We start from the raw sequence: 14571 nt of genomic DNA on the forward strand, positions 1-14571 counted from the left end.
TCGCAGCGCCGCTATGGAGGCAGGCGATTTCGAGGTGTGGGGATGACGGAGCGACGGGCGCGCGGTACCAGTCCGGCAGGACGCGGTGACCGCCGCTCGACGCGGTCGCCCCGGCCCGAGCGGACCGCGAACGGCTCCGCGCGCACGTCCGCCGGCAAACGGGCCGCGCAACGACGCCCGGCCGGCACGAAATCCGAACCGCGCACCACGCGCGCGAAGTCGAAGAAGTCCGAGGATCGCCACGATCGCCGGATTTTCGGGCTGTCGACCGGGCGGGCCGTCATTCTGGCCGCGGTGCTGTGCGCGCTCGCGCTGACCCTCGCCGTACCGATGCGCACGTATTTCAGTCAGCGTTCCGAATCGGTGCAATTGGCCGAACAGCGCCGCGATCTGGAAAACGATCTGACGCGGCTGCGCGACCGCCGCGCACAACAGGAAGATCCCGCCTACATCCGCTCCGAGGCCCGCGACCGGCTGCGCCTGGTGATGCCCGGCGACACCGCCTACATCGTGCAGGTGCCCGGCATCGAGCAGCCCGCGGTACCGGTGCCGACGAGTCAGGCGCGCCGCCCCGACCCCTGGTACACCCAGCTGTGGCGCAGTATGTCCAACCCCCAGCCCACCCCCACCGCCACGCCGGCGCCCCCGCCGCCCCCTCCACCGCCCCCGCCCGATCCTGAAGGAGAACCCCGGTGACCGACCCCGCTACGCCCGAGCCCTCGACCGGCGAGGCGCGTGCCGAGCAGGGTACGCCCGCCGAGGCGGATCTCGAGATCGTGGCCCGCCAGCTCGGCCGTGAGCCACGCGGGGTCCTCGCGATCGCTTATCGCACGCCCGACGGCCAACCGGCGGTCGTGAAGACCGCGCCGCGCCTGCCCGACGGCACCCCGTTCCCCACGCTCTACTACCTCACCGATCCGCGCCTGACCGCCGAGGCGAGCCGGCAAGAGGCCGCCGGACTGATGCGCGGGATGACCGAACGCCTGGCCGCCGACCCGGAACTGGCCGCCGCCTACCGCGCCGCGCACGAGAGCTACCTGTCCGAGCGCGACGAAATCGAGTCGCTGGGAACGGATTTCAGCGGTGGCGGGATGCCGGAGCGGGTCAAATGCCTGCACGTGCTGATCGCGCATTCGCTGGCCAAGGGCCCGGGGCTGAATCCGCTCGGTGACGAGGCCGTCGCGCTGGCCGCCGATACCGGACTGCGCGGCACCGCGATTCCGCAGGACTGGCCGAAATACGAGCAGTACCAATCGAATACCGATGCGGGAGACAGTGATGAGTGACCGGGTTGCCGCCGTCGACTGCGGCACCAATTCCATCCGGCTCCTGATCGCCGATGTCGGCGCGGACGGCCACCTCACCGACGTGCACCGCGAAATGCGGATCGTGCGACTCGGCAAGGGCGTCGACGCCACGGGCGAACTGAATCCGGAAGCGATCGAACGCACCCGCGTCGCCCTGCACGACTACGTCGACCGCATGATCGAGACCGGGGTGAGCCGGGTGCGGATGGTCGCCACCAGCGCCACCCGCGACGCACGCAACCGCGACGACTTCTTCGCCATGACCGGAGTGGAACTGGGCCGCGTGGTGCCGGGCGCCCAGGCCGAGGTGATCACCGGCGACGAGGAGGCGCGGCTCTCGTTCGCGGGCGCGGTGGGCGAATTGTCCAGTGCCGAAGGGCCGTTCGTGGTCGTCGATCTCGGTGGCGGGTCCACCGAGGTGGTGCTCGGCGACAGTTCCGGCGTGCAGGAGGCGTACTCGGCCGACATCGGCTGTGTGCGGATCACCGAACGCTGCCTGCACGGTAATCCGCCGACCGGCGAGGAGGTCGCGTCCGCGCGATTCATCGCCTCACAGCAGCTGGCCCAGGCCTTCGGCGTGGTTCCGGTCGAACGCGCCCGCACCTGGGTCGGTGTGGCCGGCACCATGACCACGATCGCCGCGGTCGCACTGGACCTGCCCGAATACGATTCGGATCGGGTGCATCTGACCCGTCTCACGTTCGATCAGCTCCGCCAGGTCTGTCACCGTCTGATCGGGATGAACCACGACGAACGCGCCGCTCTCGGCCCCATGCATCCGGGCCGGGTCGACGTGATCGGCGGCGGTGCGGTGATCACCGAGGTGCTGGCCGACGAGCTGGCGCGCCGGGCGGGGATCTCCGAGCTGATCGTGAGCGAGCACGACATTCTCGACGGGATCGCGCTGTCGATCGCCTGAGGCGGGCCGGAGGCGGCGCCGCCTGAGGGTGCCGCGACATCCCCGCGTGATCGGCGTTTTGTGCGATCGGTGTCCCTCGTTGCTGGACAATTGCGTCTCATGAGCAGGGTGGAACCCGTCCCGGGAGAGCAGGCGTCGCCGGAGACACGCACGATATTCGGCCATCCCATCGGGCTGGTCAATTTGTTCGGAGTCGAGCTGTGGGAACGGTTTTCGTTCTACGGCATGCTCACCATTCTCGGGTACTACCTGTACTACTCGCTGACCGACGGCGGGCTGGGGCTGGAGAAATCCACCGCGACGGGCATCGTCGGCGCCTACGGCGGGCTGGTGTATCTGTCGACCGTGCTCGGCGGCTGGCTGGCCGACCGGGTGCTCGGGATGGAGCGGACCGTCTTCTACGGCGGCGTGGTCGTGATGGCCGGGCATATCGCGCTGGCGGTGCTGCCGGGATTGACCGGTGTCGGCGTGGGGTTGGTGCTCGTCGCGCTCGGCTCCGGGGCGTTGAAGGCCAACGCGTCCTCACTGCTGGGCACGCTCTACGAGAAGGGTGACCCGCGTGCCGACGGCGGTTTCACGCTGTTCTATCTCGGCGTGAATCTGGGCGCGTTCGTCGGCCCGCTGATCACCGGGCTGCTGCAGACCCACCTCGGATTCCACTACGGATTCGGGGCGGCGGCGGTCGGCATGGCGCTCGGACTCACCCAGTACGTGATCTTCCGGCGCAATCTGGGTACCCACGGGCGGGAAGTGCCGAACCCGTTGCCGCGCAGCCAGATCGGGAAAGTGATCGCCTTCGTGCTGGTCCTCGTGGTGGTGGTCGCCGTCGCGATGTGGACCGGGCTGGTCCGGTTGTCGAATCTGTCGTGGGTAACCACCGGCGTGATCGCGGCGGTATCGATACTCTATTTCGGATTGATGTTGACCAGTCCGAAAGTGGTTGCGGTGGAACGAGTCCGAGTGCGGGCCTTCATACCGCTGTTCATCGCCAACGCCGTGTTCTGGTCGCTGTTCCAGCAGATCTTCACGGTGCTGGCCGTCTACTCCGACGAGCGGATGAACTGGACGCTGTTCGGCTGGACCGCGCCGGCGAGCTGGATCGGCTCGGAGGAACCGATCTGGGTCATCGTGCTGTCGCCCTTGTTCGCGCTCATGTGGACCCGCCTGGGCACCAGAGCCCCCACCACGCCCCGAAAGTTCGCCTACGGCGTGATGGGGATGGGCGCATCGTTCCTCCTGTTCGTCCCCTTGGCCGGCTTCGAGGACAAAACCGTTCCCGCCCTGCTCGTCTTCGTGATCCTGGCCGGCTTCGCCATCTCCGAACTGCTGCTGTCCCCGATCGGCCTCGCGGTTACCACTCAGCTCGCCCCCGAGGCCTTCCGAGCCCAGATGATGGCCCTTTACTTCTTCTCCGTCGGCATCGGCACCTCGATGTCCGGCGTCCTGTCCGAGTTCTACGACACCAGCCACGAAGTCGCCTACTTCGGCATCACCGGCCTGGTCGCGATCGCAGTGGGAATCGTCGTTTACTTCCTAGCCCCGCAGGTCAGCCGCTTGATGGAAGGCGTGCACTGAGCAAATCTCCGGACAATTCCGAGACGGACGTACGACTTAGGTACGCTATCCCAGCCGCCCCCGTAGCCCAATTGGCAGAGGCAGCGGACTTAAAATCCGCACAGTGTCGGTTCGAGTCCGACCGGGGGCACCTCATTCGGCCCGGTAGAGGCGTTTTCTGGGGCCTTCAGTTGCCTTGCGGAGCCTTGAAATCCGACCCCCATGCGACCCCCACGGCGGACCGCCCCCTAGTCAGCGCCGGGGGCGGGCAAGTTGTCCAGGAGAGCGCCGGGGGTCGTCTTGAGCCCGGCCGCAAACCGCAGGACGCGGGAGCTGCGCTGCCCGCGTTCGACCTGACCGAGATGGGTCCAGTGCACTCCGATTTCGTGAGCCGCTCTTTCGCCCGGCTCTGGTGGCGGTAGGGCTGCGAGCGCCCCGGCTAGGGGTACTACCCCCGCCACGCGCGGCATCCGCCTCCACGACCTCCGGCATACGTTCGCGGTGATGCAGTTGATGGCCGAGGTGCACTTCATGCAGGTGTCAAGTGGCTCGGGCACAGCACCTTCACGCTCACCTTGAATACCTACGGCGACTGGATCCCCGAGGAGGAAAGCGGAGCAGGCAATCAGCTCCCCGAACCGCCCAAGGCGATTACTCCTCCGGCGCAGGCGATTCCGGATTCGGCTCCGTCGAACGTGGTGCCGTTGTTTGGTCGTCGGTCGGCGGGGTAGTGGCCAGTCGTTGATTTCGGAGAGCGACGCGTTCGCGTCGCTTCTCCTCGATGTGGCGTTTGCGTTCCGCCTGTCGCCGCTCACGGCGCTGCGCTTCGGGAGCGGCATCAGCGGCATATACCCACACGCCGGAGTTCTCACTGCCGAAGTTGTTCAGCGCCCTGGTCATCGACTCAAGCAGGTCGTTCTGCCTCTGCAGAAGCTTGGCTACGTGATGAACTGTCTTCACCTCCATCCGTATCGTGTCTTTCAGGGTGTCCCAGTCGAGGACCGCCTTCGTCGTATACGGCTTGCCCTGGCTGTCCGTATAGGCAACGGTCCCCTCGTGCCGTGTGGCGAGTCCTTCTGCCTGAAGCCGCTCCGGCGCGTAATCCCAACTCGTACGCCATTCCTGCGCTGGAGCCAGAATCGGAATCACTTCCGGATAGCTGAGGTCGGTCACGCCCTCGCTGGGCGCCATAGGATTTGGGCTGACCTGTGGTTGAGTGTCGAACGATAGCCGCACATCGTAGGCCGGTGTTGCGCCGAAGTTCTTGACGACTAATTCTAGATCTTCCCAGAAGGTGTGGTTCGGCTCGGTAAACATGACGACATTTGGCTGAGATTGCTCGTCGCGGGTCTTCTGCGCCTCGCGGGCTTCATGTTCCAGCGTTTCTTGAGCTAGTCGCGCCTGTGTCGCCAGCGCAGTTTGGGCTTGCTCGTCCTGCTTTCGCTGCGCATCACGTGCTGCTTCAATCTGCCCCAACGCTGCTTTGACCTGCTTGTTCGCGAACCATCCCGCAACGATCACGGTCACGAGAGCGATTCCCGCAGTGACCCATGCCGCCAGTGCCGCCCACGCATCAGCCCTCATGTCCAAAGCGTATCGAGCAGGACTGACAACTCGCGCGCTGGCGATGAGGGAACCGTGCCGGGCTCGCGGGCGTCCTATAGGTTCGTAGCGGTCGTGTTGGTCGAGCGGGAGGACGTCGGGTGCAGCGACGAGTGGCAGGGGTGGCGGTCGCGATCGGGGCGGTGCTGGCGGTGATGACAGCGGGGTGTAGCTCGACTACGGACGGTGCGGCTACCTCGACCACGAGCGATGCTGCTGCGGCAGTGTGGGATCCGTGTACGCAGATTCCCGATTCGGCGTTGACGGCCGCGCAGGTGGACCCGAGCACAAAGGATTCCGGTATCGCGGGGGTTCACCAGCACGGATGGGAGATTTGCGGATGGAAGGGCTCAAAGTACGCGATTACCGTCTACTCCACCGGCAAATCCGCTTCGGAGGTCGCCAACAAGACGGGCAATACCGGCCAACAGAGTGTGACGATTGCTGGTCGTTCGGGCACAGAGTTCAGGCAGGGTAGCGATACCGAATGTGACGTGGTTTTCGGTGCGCAGCAGGGCGCGGTGCAGCTCCAGGTGATCGGACGGCTCGCCGAAGACCATCCGATCGATCCGTGCCAAACCGTGGCCAGCGTTGGGGAGTCGCTCGTTCCGGTGTTTCCGAAGTAGCAAGGGGGCGGTATGGCAAGTAGTGATCTTTCGGCATGGCAGCAACGCGTAGCGGAGGCCAGGTCCGGTGATCTGTACCTCGACAACGAGCAGGTGGCTCGTGAGTGCCTGGCTGCGTGCAACAAGCGCATCGAGGATTTGCAGGACCTCCACATTTATGTTCTGCGAGCTCAAAGCGTTTCCGGCTTCGGTGATTTCGATATGGGCCACATGCTCGAGGGACAGTTCAAACTTCAGGCCACGGGTGATGACAACTCCATCGATAAGATCGTGGAGGATCACATCGAGACCGTGAAGAATATGCGGGAGGTCATGGCGATTTCGCTGGCTCGGCTCACCGGCCAGGACTACACGAACTCGACCACACTGAACGGAATCATCGACCAGAACCCCGCGCCGAAGAAGTAGCCGGACTGAGTCATTCGGACCGAACTGCCTTGTCGCACTTCCTATTCCGGAAACCATGGGACGAGGCTCTCGCCGATTCGAGCCAGCAGTTCACAGGGTTCCGGCGGATTATCCAATGCTGCGCGGATCAGTACCTGAAGTTGGATGACGCCCTGCTGTGCAGCGAATACAACGTTGCAGTTGAGATGTTTCGATGCTCCGTCAAGCCTGAATTGCCGACCGCTGCGGCCGGCGATCGTCACGTCGGTGAAATCGACGTTGCCGGGCTTGTTCTCGAACTGATCGACGGTGCGCGCGGTCGAGTAGACGGTGATCGAGTACTCGGGGCCGCGCCATCCGCAGATCCTCCAGCCGATCTGCTCGACCCCGGCGATTCCGGATTCGCTGCTCGACGCATCGACGTTCGACGCGCGCAAGGCATCGGCGGGTATGCCGGTAGACGGATCCCACAGAGCGGTTGCCTCGGCGGTTGGTGTGGCTCCGGCGGTAAGCCAGCGCCCAGCCGCTTGCAACGCTGTGCATATCGCCGTCGCTATGACATGTCGCCGTATTGATTCCTCTACTCCGCCAGTCGGATACAGATCAGCCTGAACTGGACCGCCCCCATGCGGTTTGGGTGCTGCCGCGATTGTTTGTAGGACGAAGCGGACTGCCGCATCGAGGCCCCATGTGATCGCGATCGCGACTGCCGCCGGCGCGCGCTGCGCCCACTTGTCGGCGAGGTCGATGCGCCGGGCAGGAAAATTGGGCTTCATTGTTCTCCCTATCATCGAGAGGTTGTGTTCGTGCCGTGCAGGTGCGAGTACGACCAGGGCACAACACAGCTGGTTGTGCGGTGTGCGGGGGCGGCAATGGGCACGCCCGCGTGGCACTTCGACAGCGGACCGCGGCTGCGAGACTGTGGTTTCGGTTAGCCGCTGGTGGCCCAGCGGGCGAAGGACAGCCTTGGGTGGACGGTTTCGACGTCGGCGAGCATCATCACCGCGTTCAGGGTGAGGAAGTCGAAATGATGTGTGGACGGGGCGATTACGGCTTCGGCGCCGGTGGCGCGGACCTGGTCGACCAGGGGGATGCGGCTGGATTCCGGGGCCCAGACAAGGCGGTAGCCGAGACGGGTGGCCAGGCGGCGTACTTGGGCGGTGTCCCAGTCCGGGGCGGTGGATTCGGGATGTACCCAGCCGAGCGCGATCGGATGAGCGGGCGTCACCGCTGGGAGTCCTTGCGGCGGCGTTCACCTCGCAGGGGTAGGCGCGCTAACGCGAAGGTCAGTCCGAGCAGTGCTGCGATGAGCAGCAACAGGATCCAGTCACAGCCTTTCATAACGCACCCCTCCATCCCCGCGGTCGGCAAGAGCGCCCACCGCCGAGGAGCCAGGGTTCGGCCGGCTACGGACCCGGCGATGGGGCCGTATCTCAAGGTATGAGAGGAGTCACGCGCCTTCTGTCCTGAAAGGACAAGGGCGACAGAGGATGCGCTCGGGAAGAGCGCTCGGGGGCAGCGCTCGTATACGCCGTGTGGGATCGGCGTACGGACCCGCAACTCGGACAAGGTGTGCGGGGTCGCGCCAGAAATCGGCGTGCAGGGCCCAGGTGCACGGACTCGGCATGCGGGCCATGTGCGCGGGCTCGGCGTGCGGGGATGACCTGCGGACTCGATGCTCGGTCGAGGCGCGCCGGGGGCCGACGCGCGGCCCCGCTCTCGGACTCGCCGTGTGGGTTGGGCGCGCGGAATCAGCGGCGGATCTCGCTGAGGTCGGGGCGATGCCGTCGCGTGGACTCGGGATCCGGGGCAGCGCTTCGGCTCAGTGCTCGGGTTCGGCGTGCGGGGGTTAGCGGCGGGTCTCGCCGGAGCCCGGGGCGATGCCGATTCGCCGTGTGAGGCCGCGTGGTTCGCGGGGGGACCGGCATCGCAGCGGCGGCGCGGAATTGGTCGGCCACTGCTTTTCGGGGAAATCGTCTGCGTAGATGCGTTCGCTCGCCACCGCGGCGGCTGTGGCGCAGGTTTCCGGACTGGCGTCTAGGGCGTTCTGTTCGGATGAGGACGGTGATCTCTCGTCGCGCGGACTCGGCGCTCGCACTTGTCGCGTGGGGTCGACGAGCGGACCCGACGCTCGAACCTTGCTTGCGGCCTGTGGGATCGGCGTGCGGACGTGGCATGTGGGGTCGTCGGTCGAACTCGGCGTGCGGATTCGACGGCTAGGAGGGCAGGGGCCGGCGTGCGGACTCGACGCTCGAGCTCGGCGTGCAGGTTAGCGGCGGGTGTCGCCGGAGTCGGGGGCGATGCCGATTCGCCATGCCAGGCCGCGTAGTTCGCGGCCGCCGGCATCGCGGCGGGCGGCGCGGAGTTGGTCGGCTACCGCTTCCCGCACGAAGACGTCGGCGTGGACGCGTTGGGGTGCAAGGCGTTCCGCTCGCATCAGGGTGGCGATTCCTTCTTCCCGCCGGCGGCGATCCGTCAGAAGTGCTCGGCCGATCTCCATGTGGAATTCGGCCTGCCTCGAAGCGCTCGGCAGCGCAGCCACGTTCACCCGGTGCGCTTGATCGGCCACCTTCCTGCTGTCGCCGAATTCGTTCCCGATCGTGGCCTTCCAGATCCCGACATTCGCGCGACCGAAGAACATATGTCCGAACGAGCCCACCTCCGTATCGAGGCGTCGAGCGATATCGTCGGCCTCGCCGAGATGTGTTTCGGCGGTGTCTCGATCGCCCTGTACGGCTGCTGCCAGGGCCGCGGACAGATGAAGCATCCCGTACGCCTGCACGACATCATCGTCATCGAGATGTGGGCGCAACTCGTCGGCCACGCGCACGGCGCGCCGATACTGTTCCGGCCGTGACAATCCGCCTGTTGCGTCTCCGCGCAGCCATGCCGTGAATCCCTGCCATGCAGGCGATTCCAGAGCCTCGGCGCAGTGCTGCGCCTCTTTGGCTGCCAGCAGAGGAAGGCCGCGGCCGCCGAGGCGCTTACTCGTCCACATCGCAGCTGCATAGCACCAGATCATCCCGATCAGGGTTTCGCGTCGATGTACGGGAGAACGGACATAAGCCGCATGCAGTTCACCGAGCAGCTTCGGCATCAACTCCGCCTGCGCAGCGTAATCCGCTGTGCCCTGCGACAGTCCGATCAGCCGCTGGATGTCCGCAGCGATGGCCGGCCACTCCCGCATCGGTAGCCCGGGGTCTTCACCCAGTTCGAAGATGTCGAGCACGTTTTCGATCGCGACCAGTCCGGCATAGGCCGCATCGTTGGCGCTCGGGTGCTCGGCTTGCCATGGCACCGGTGAGAACTCGCTCGGCGCCACGCGTAGTGCGGCCGCGATCGCCTCGAGGGTGCGCCGGTTCTCCAGCGACTTCTCGCCTCGCTCCAACTTTCCGAGGTATCCGTAGGAGATTCCGGCGAGTCCGGCGGCGGCTTCGAGGCTCAGGCCGCGCCAGGCGCGGATTTCGCGCAGGCGGCGGCCGAGGTCGTTCGGCGGGATGCCGCTGTCGTCGTATTTCTGCCCCACACCCATGGTTACCACGCTACGACCAGCGGCTCGTTCGTGCAGTAAGACCGTTGATATGCGCGGGGATCGTGAGGCCCCGCTTCGAAGCCGCGCGTCGCGGTACCACGGCTCCGGCTGTCCGGTCCCAGCGGTGTTGGGGCAGGCGGATGAGCCGGGGCTGGTTAGCGCGAAGCAACACCTGTCGACTTCGCGCCGGAGGCCGATCCAGCGGCGTGCGGGCGCGGTTGCACTTCGATGAGTTCGGACAGCTGAGGCTCAGGCATGGAGAACATCCGGACGCCAGCCCGGCGGTAAGGCGCCCATTTGGCCGGAAAGCTTCATGTAGGCCGGCAGGTGGCGAATATATTGCGGAAGAGACTGTCAGGGACATCGTGCGCTTGTCTGCTCTGCGATCGTCCGTGACGTCGCTAACGGCCGGTACGGAAGTCGGTCGGTGGTGATTTCATGGTCCGGCCGAACTCCTTGCACGGCTCCAACCGTCGAGGAACGGTGAATTAATCGTGCAAACCGACCCTGATTCTGCGGTTTTCTCGCATTCTTGCGGAGGTTTGCTCGATTTGTTCGCCCCATCCACAGGCGCGTGCTGATTCACAGGTCTGCCGTTCGACCAGGTGAGCTTCGGATCCCCCTGTCACCGAGCCGGAATCATCGGTGACCGTGATTCGAACCAGGGCGGAGTTGATGCGCGAAGTCTCGGCGGCCACGATCACCGCTCGCTGTCGCCGCGGGGAATACACACGTGTGTTGCCGGGGATCTATGCGGTCGGGAGGGTTACCCAGCGCACCAGGTGTGAGGCGGTGATCGCATGGTTGCCGGAGGCGGTGTTGAGTCATCGCACTGCGGCGTGGTTGTGGGGAATGTTGCCGGAACCCGAATCGGTCGAGGCGACTGTGCCTCGGGCGCGGTATCGAGCGACGCCGGAGTGGCTTCGGTTGATCCGGCGCAATTTACGGTCCGACTGGATCGATGAGGCCTGGGGGTTTGCGGTGACAACTCGGTCCCGCACGTTGCTCGATTGTCTGCCGATCCTGCCCGCCGCCGAGGCGGGCCGCATGGTCGACAACCATGCCCGTGCGGTGGCCCCCGCCTTGTCGGACCTGACCGCCGGCCAGTACGGCTCGGCGCATTTGCGGGAGCATTTGCGTTGCGCCGCATTCGATGCCGCCTCGGAGCCGGAGCGAATGTTCGCTCGCGCGCTGGCGCGGCGCGGTCTTCGTCTGCTCCTGAATCAGCCGATCGGACAGTACATCGGTGATCTCGTCGATGAACGGTCGCGGACGATCATCGAGATCGACGGTCGTGAATTCCACAGCGATGCACTGACATTCCGACTTGATCGGCGGCGTCAGAATGCCCTGCTGGGCGCCGGATGGTTCGTGTTGCGATATGCCGCCGCCGATGTGAACAGGTACCTCGATGCGTGCGTCGAGGAGGCCGCGCGGGTGATTCGACGCAGGCGCAGAAGCCGCAGATAGTGCGGACCACTTTGCCATCTGATACGCCTTGGCTCATCCATCCGGCCGGACAGCGCTCGGATAACCCGCGGCGCCGCGCAAGGAATTCCGCCCGCATCCGCCACGCGGGTCTGCCCACGTATCCGGAGCATCGGGTGCGGATACGTGAGCAAGGGCTGGAGTCGCGGAGGATCACTCGGCGACAACCGGAGTCGATCGTCCCTTCCAGACCAGGAGCGCGGCCTGGGCGATGAAGAAGACGCCGCCACCGGTTGCGTATACCGACAACACATCCAATGTCGGTGCGTCACCGAAACATTGGCCGATGTAGAACAGGCCCACCAGGAACGACAGGCCGCCGGCGATGAGCATCGGCCACTGTTTGCCGAGTTCGGGTCCGCGGCGGTACAGGCCGACGGCGACCTGGGCAGCACCGGAGAGGACCGCCCACGCGCCGAAGGTGGCGAGGGTTGGGCCTACGCCGCCGGTGATTGCGGCGGTACCGGCCGCGACGGCTGCCAGGGTGCTCAGGGCGGCGTTGAAGGCCGTTACCCGGCGTTCGGGGCCCGCATCGGTCCCCTTGTAGTCGATCAGCGACGAGACGGCGTCGATCAACGGGTACGCCGCCAGCAAGGCGACGGCGAGGGCATCGAGGGTTTCGTGTGCGGCGGCGAAGACGGCGGCCCATGCGAGGGCGAGCACGCCGCGGCTCACGTACAGGCGGATCAGTGCGGCGCGTTCGGTTTTCGCGGTAGCGAGGGTGGGGGTACTCATCGGATTCTCCTCGGTTGGAACGACAGAACTCACTGTCGTCCGGGAATCCGGCGGCGACATCCGTCGCATGACGCTGATGACGACGTAATCGCGGGGGCCGGGGCTGATTACGTCGCCGACAGCGTCATCCGACGGATGCCTGGCTGCGGGCCGGCCACGCAGAGTGGATCGCATATCCGCACCACTCGTTCGAAGGGCGTAATCACATGGTCGTAGTCGGACGTGGCCGCACGCGGCGGCGCGTTGTCCGGACGGTTTCGGCGGTCGCGGCGGTTGTCGTCGCGGGGAGTGTGGTCGTTGCCTGCGCTGCCGAAACGACATCCCAGGCCGGTCCCGGCGAGGATGCGCCGAAACCGACGATCGTGCTGGAGCACGGCGCGTTCGCGGACGCCTCCAGCTGGGACGGTGTCATAGAGAAGCTGCGCGCTGACCACTATCCCGTTGTCGCCGCGGCGAATCCGCTCCGCGGGCCCGCCGCGGACGCCACCGGGTTGCGTGGCTTGATCAGCCATATCAACGGGCCGGTGATTCTGGTCGGGCATTCCTACGGCGGGTCGGTCATCAGTGCGGCGGGTGCCGGGAATGATCAGGTCAAGGGCCTGGTCTATGTGGCGGCGTTCCTGCCGGCGACGGGGGAAACAGCACTGGGATTGACCAATCGGTTCCCAGGTTCCACCTTGCCGGGCACGCTCGATCCCGTGCCGATCACGAATATCGACGGCAGCACCGGCACAGACCTCTACATTCAGCAGGACAAGTTTCGTGACCAGTTCGCCGCCGACGTCGCCCCGGACCGCGCCGCCCTGATGGCGGCGACGCAGCGGCCGATCGCACAGTCCGCGCTCGAGGAGAAGGCCGCGGTCGCCGCGTGGACCGAGAAGCCCAGCTGGGATGTGATCACGACCGAGGACAAGAACATCCCGGTTGCGGCCCAGCGCTTCATGGCCGAACGCGCCCACGCCCATGTGACCGAGGTAGCCGCATCGCACTCTGTCGCGGTGTCCCAGCCCGATGTGGTGGCCGGGGTGATCGAACAGGCGGCCCGGGACTCCCACTGAGCGACGGTCGGCCGAGGCAGCCGGGAGCAGCCGGCCGGCTCGACCCGAGCGCCGCCCCTCGTCCGAGACCCGGATCGGTTACACCCGCCGCGCCTCCAGCAAGTGAACGGGAAGGCGCAGCCCACCGGTCTCGTCCACGTCTGGACGAAAACCCTTCGAGGCAAACAGTTTCCGGATCTCCTCCGGCGGATTCACTGCCTCGATGAACTCCGGTCTCAGGGTCGCGATGTTCCAGTCCGGTGTGGTGAATTCGCTGCGTAGTTCGGGCTCGGACAGCGGGTAAGGCGCGTACAGCCGCGCGTGTTCCGTTGTGGCGAAGCTGAATTGGATCAGGCGGCCGCCCGGCTTCGTCACTCGGGCGAGGGCGGCGATGTGGGAGCGGCGCTGGGTGGGGGAGAGGCAGTGGAGGAGGGCGCTGCTCACCACCGTGTCGAAGTGGCTGTCGTAGCCCGCGAGGGTGGTCGCGTCGGCGACGGCGAAGGTGACGGGGAGATCGCGGCCCGCGGCGCGGCTGCGGGCCTGGTCGATCGCGGTGGGGGCGATGTCGAGACCTGTCACTCGGTAGCCGAGTTCGGCGAGGTGGATGGCTGTGTCTCCCGGGCCGCAGCCGACGTCGAGCACCTCGCCGGTGATCCGGCCGGCGCGTTCCATGGCGGTGAGCAGCGGTTGCGGGCGGCCGATATCCCACGGTGGTTTCTCCAGTCGAAGGCCGGGGGCCAGGGCGGCGCCGCTGTAGAGCTGCTCGAAATCGACCGTCGTGGGATCGATTCCGGAGACGGAGAGGTCATCGGACATGTGCGGTCCTCCGCTCGGATGGGAGCGTCGCCGTGGCGACTGCTCGGCGTACGAATCCACTCTATCCCATATCGTATGAAAACGATATAGTTGGGAAACCGTATTAATTGTCGACCGAGCGAGGCTCCGATGTTCGTCGCCTATCTGACCGTCATGCTCGTCACCATCGCCGCCAACACCTTCTCCGGGGTCGCCGCCGTCACCCGATTCACCCCGGTCATGGCCACATTGGCGCCCGCGATGGAGACCGCCGGGATTCCGCAGTCCTGGCTCACCTTTCCGATCGGAACCTTGAAGCTCGCCGGTGCGGCCGGCCTGCTGCTGGGTGTGCTCGGGGTGCCGTATGTGGGTACGGCCGCCGCGATCGGCCTGGTGCTCTACTTCGTCTGCGCGGCCTATACCCACATCCGCGTCGCCGACTATGCGCAGACCTTCTATCTGGCCGTGGGGCTGTTCCTGCCTCTGGCCATCGCCTGCCTGGTGTTGCAGCTCGCGGACCAGCGCATCTGACGCGGAGGGCCCCGGTCACGCGGACCGGGTCCGTGGCCCGGCGGTGAACTGATCGTGC

General features: G+C 66.1%; 15 protein-coding genes and 1 tRNA gene. 10 read left to right on the top strand and 6 right to left on the bottom strand.

The genetic code is table 11. The features are described from left to right. The first annotated feature begins 42 nt into the window (after positions 1-42). From NN2_RS00880 to NN2_RS00900, 5 genes are all read left to right on the top strand, one after another. The gene (locus NN2_RS00880; RefSeq protein WP_063009363.1) at positions 43-696 is read left to right on the top strand and encodes an FtsB family cell division protein; all 654 of its coding nucleotides are present in this window, start codon (positions 43-45) and stop codon (positions 694-696) included. Then, entirely contained in the window at positions 693-1286 is a 594-nt protein-coding gene (locus tag NN2_RS00885) for a DUF501 domain-containing protein (protein ID WP_063009365.1), read from the top strand. The genes NN2_RS00880 and NN2_RS00885 overlap by 4 nt, the downstream gene beginning before the upstream one ends. Continuing rightward, positions 1279-2226, top strand: coding sequence for a Ppx/GppA phosphatase family protein (locus NN2_RS00890; RefSeq protein WP_063009367.1), 948 nt, complete (start codon positions 1279-1281; stop codon positions 2224-2226). The genes NN2_RS00885 and NN2_RS00890 overlap by 8 nt, the downstream gene beginning before the upstream one ends. Before the next feature lie 99 nt (positions 2227-2325). Further along, positions 2326-3801, top strand: coding sequence for a peptide MFS transporter (locus NN2_RS00895; RefSeq protein ID WP_063009369.1), 1476 nt, complete (start codon positions 2326-2328; stop codon positions 3799-3801). 56 nt (positions 3802-3857) lie between these two features. Then, a tRNA-Leu gene (locus tag NN2_RS00900) sits at positions 3858-3931 on the top strand. Positions 3932-4431: 500 nt separating this feature from the next. On the opposite strand, the gene NN2_RS36840 is transcribed toward NN2_RS00900, so the two are convergent. Next, the gene (locus NN2_RS36840) at positions 4432-5364 is read right to left on the bottom strand and encodes a DUF8453 domain-containing protein (protein WP_063009371.1); all 933 of its coding nucleotides are present in this window, start codon (positions 5362-5364) and stop codon (positions 4432-4434) included. A gap of 140 nt (positions 5365-5504) precedes the next feature. Between NN2_RS36840 and NN2_RS00915 the strand changes: the two genes are divergently transcribed. Both NN2_RS00915 and NN2_RS00920 read left to right on the top strand, forming a co-directional pair. After that, complete coding sequence (locus tag NN2_RS00915) at positions 5505-6008, top strand: DUF3558 family protein (protein WP_156511179.1); 504 nt, start codon at positions 5505-5507, stop codon at positions 6006-6008. 12 nt (positions 6009-6020) lie between these two features. Beyond that, on the top strand, positions 6021-6416 hold the full coding sequence (locus NN2_RS00920) for a hypothetical protein (protein ID WP_063009375.1): 396 nt from the start codon (positions 6021-6023) through the stop codon (positions 6414-6416). A 41-nt stretch (positions 6417-6457) separates the two neighbouring features. On the opposite strand, the gene NN2_RS35920 is transcribed toward NN2_RS00920, so the two are convergent. The 3 genes from NN2_RS35920 to NN2_RS00935 all read right to left on the bottom strand — a co-directional run bounded on the left by NN2_RS35920 (position 6458) and on the right by NN2_RS00935 (position 9927). Next, the gene (locus NN2_RS35920; RefSeq protein WP_169812361.1) at positions 6458-7171 is read right to left on the bottom strand and encodes a DUF3558 domain-containing protein; all 714 of its coding nucleotides are present in this window, start codon (positions 7169-7171) and stop codon (positions 6458-6460) included. A 155-nt stretch (positions 7172-7326) separates the two neighbouring features. Then, a complete protein-coding gene (locus NN2_RS00930; RefSeq protein WP_030518204.1) occupies positions 7327-7623 on the bottom strand; it encodes a hypothetical protein in 297 nt (98 codons plus the stop codon). A 1041-nt stretch (positions 7624-8664) separates the two neighbouring features. Next, complete coding sequence (locus NN2_RS00935; RefSeq protein WP_063009379.1) at positions 8665-9927, bottom strand: helix-turn-helix domain-containing protein; 1263 nt, start codon at positions 9925-9927, stop codon at positions 8665-8667. Between the two features lie 852 nt (positions 9928-10779). Between NN2_RS00935 and NN2_RS00940 the strand changes: the two genes are divergently transcribed. Beyond that, positions 10780-11397: an endonuclease domain-containing protein gene (locus NN2_RS00940; protein WP_063009381.1), complete on the top strand. Its 618-nt coding sequence runs from the start codon at positions 10780-10782 to the stop codon at positions 11395-11397. 171 nt (positions 11398-11568) lie between these two features. On the opposite strand, the gene NN2_RS00945 is transcribed toward NN2_RS00940, so the two are convergent. Next, complete coding sequence (locus tag NN2_RS00945) at positions 11569-12150, bottom strand: hypothetical protein (RefSeq protein ID WP_063009383.1); 582 nt, start codon at positions 12148-12150, stop codon at positions 11569-11571. Positions 12151-12356: 206 nt separating this feature from the next. Between NN2_RS00945 and NN2_RS00950 the strand changes: the two genes are divergently transcribed. Further along, positions 12357-13208 carry an alpha/beta fold hydrolase gene (locus NN2_RS00950; RefSeq protein ID WP_063009385.1) on the top strand — a complete coding sequence of 284 codons (852 nt, stop codon included), beginning with the start codon at positions 12357-12359 and terminating at the stop codon, positions 13206-13208. Between the two features lie 78 nt (positions 13209-13286). Here the strand turns inward: NN2_RS00950 and NN2_RS00955 are convergent, their stop codons facing one another. Continuing rightward, positions 13287-14003, bottom strand: coding sequence for a class I SAM-dependent methyltransferase (locus NN2_RS00955; protein WP_063009387.1), 717 nt, complete (start codon positions 14001-14003; stop codon positions 13287-13289). Between the two features lie 129 nt (positions 14004-14132). Here NN2_RS00955 and NN2_RS00960 point away from each other — a divergent pair, with 129 nt between their 5' ends. Beyond that, on the top strand, positions 14133-14513 hold the full coding sequence (locus NN2_RS00960; protein ID WP_063009389.1) for a DoxX family protein: 381 nt from the start codon (positions 14133-14135) through the stop codon (positions 14511-14513). Positions 14514-14571: the final 58 nt, after the last annotated feature.

The organism is Nocardia nova NBRC 15556 (assembly GCF_001613005.1).
Lineage (GTDB): Bacteria > Actinomycetota > Actinomycetes > Mycobacteriales > Mycobacteriaceae > Nocardia > Nocardia nova.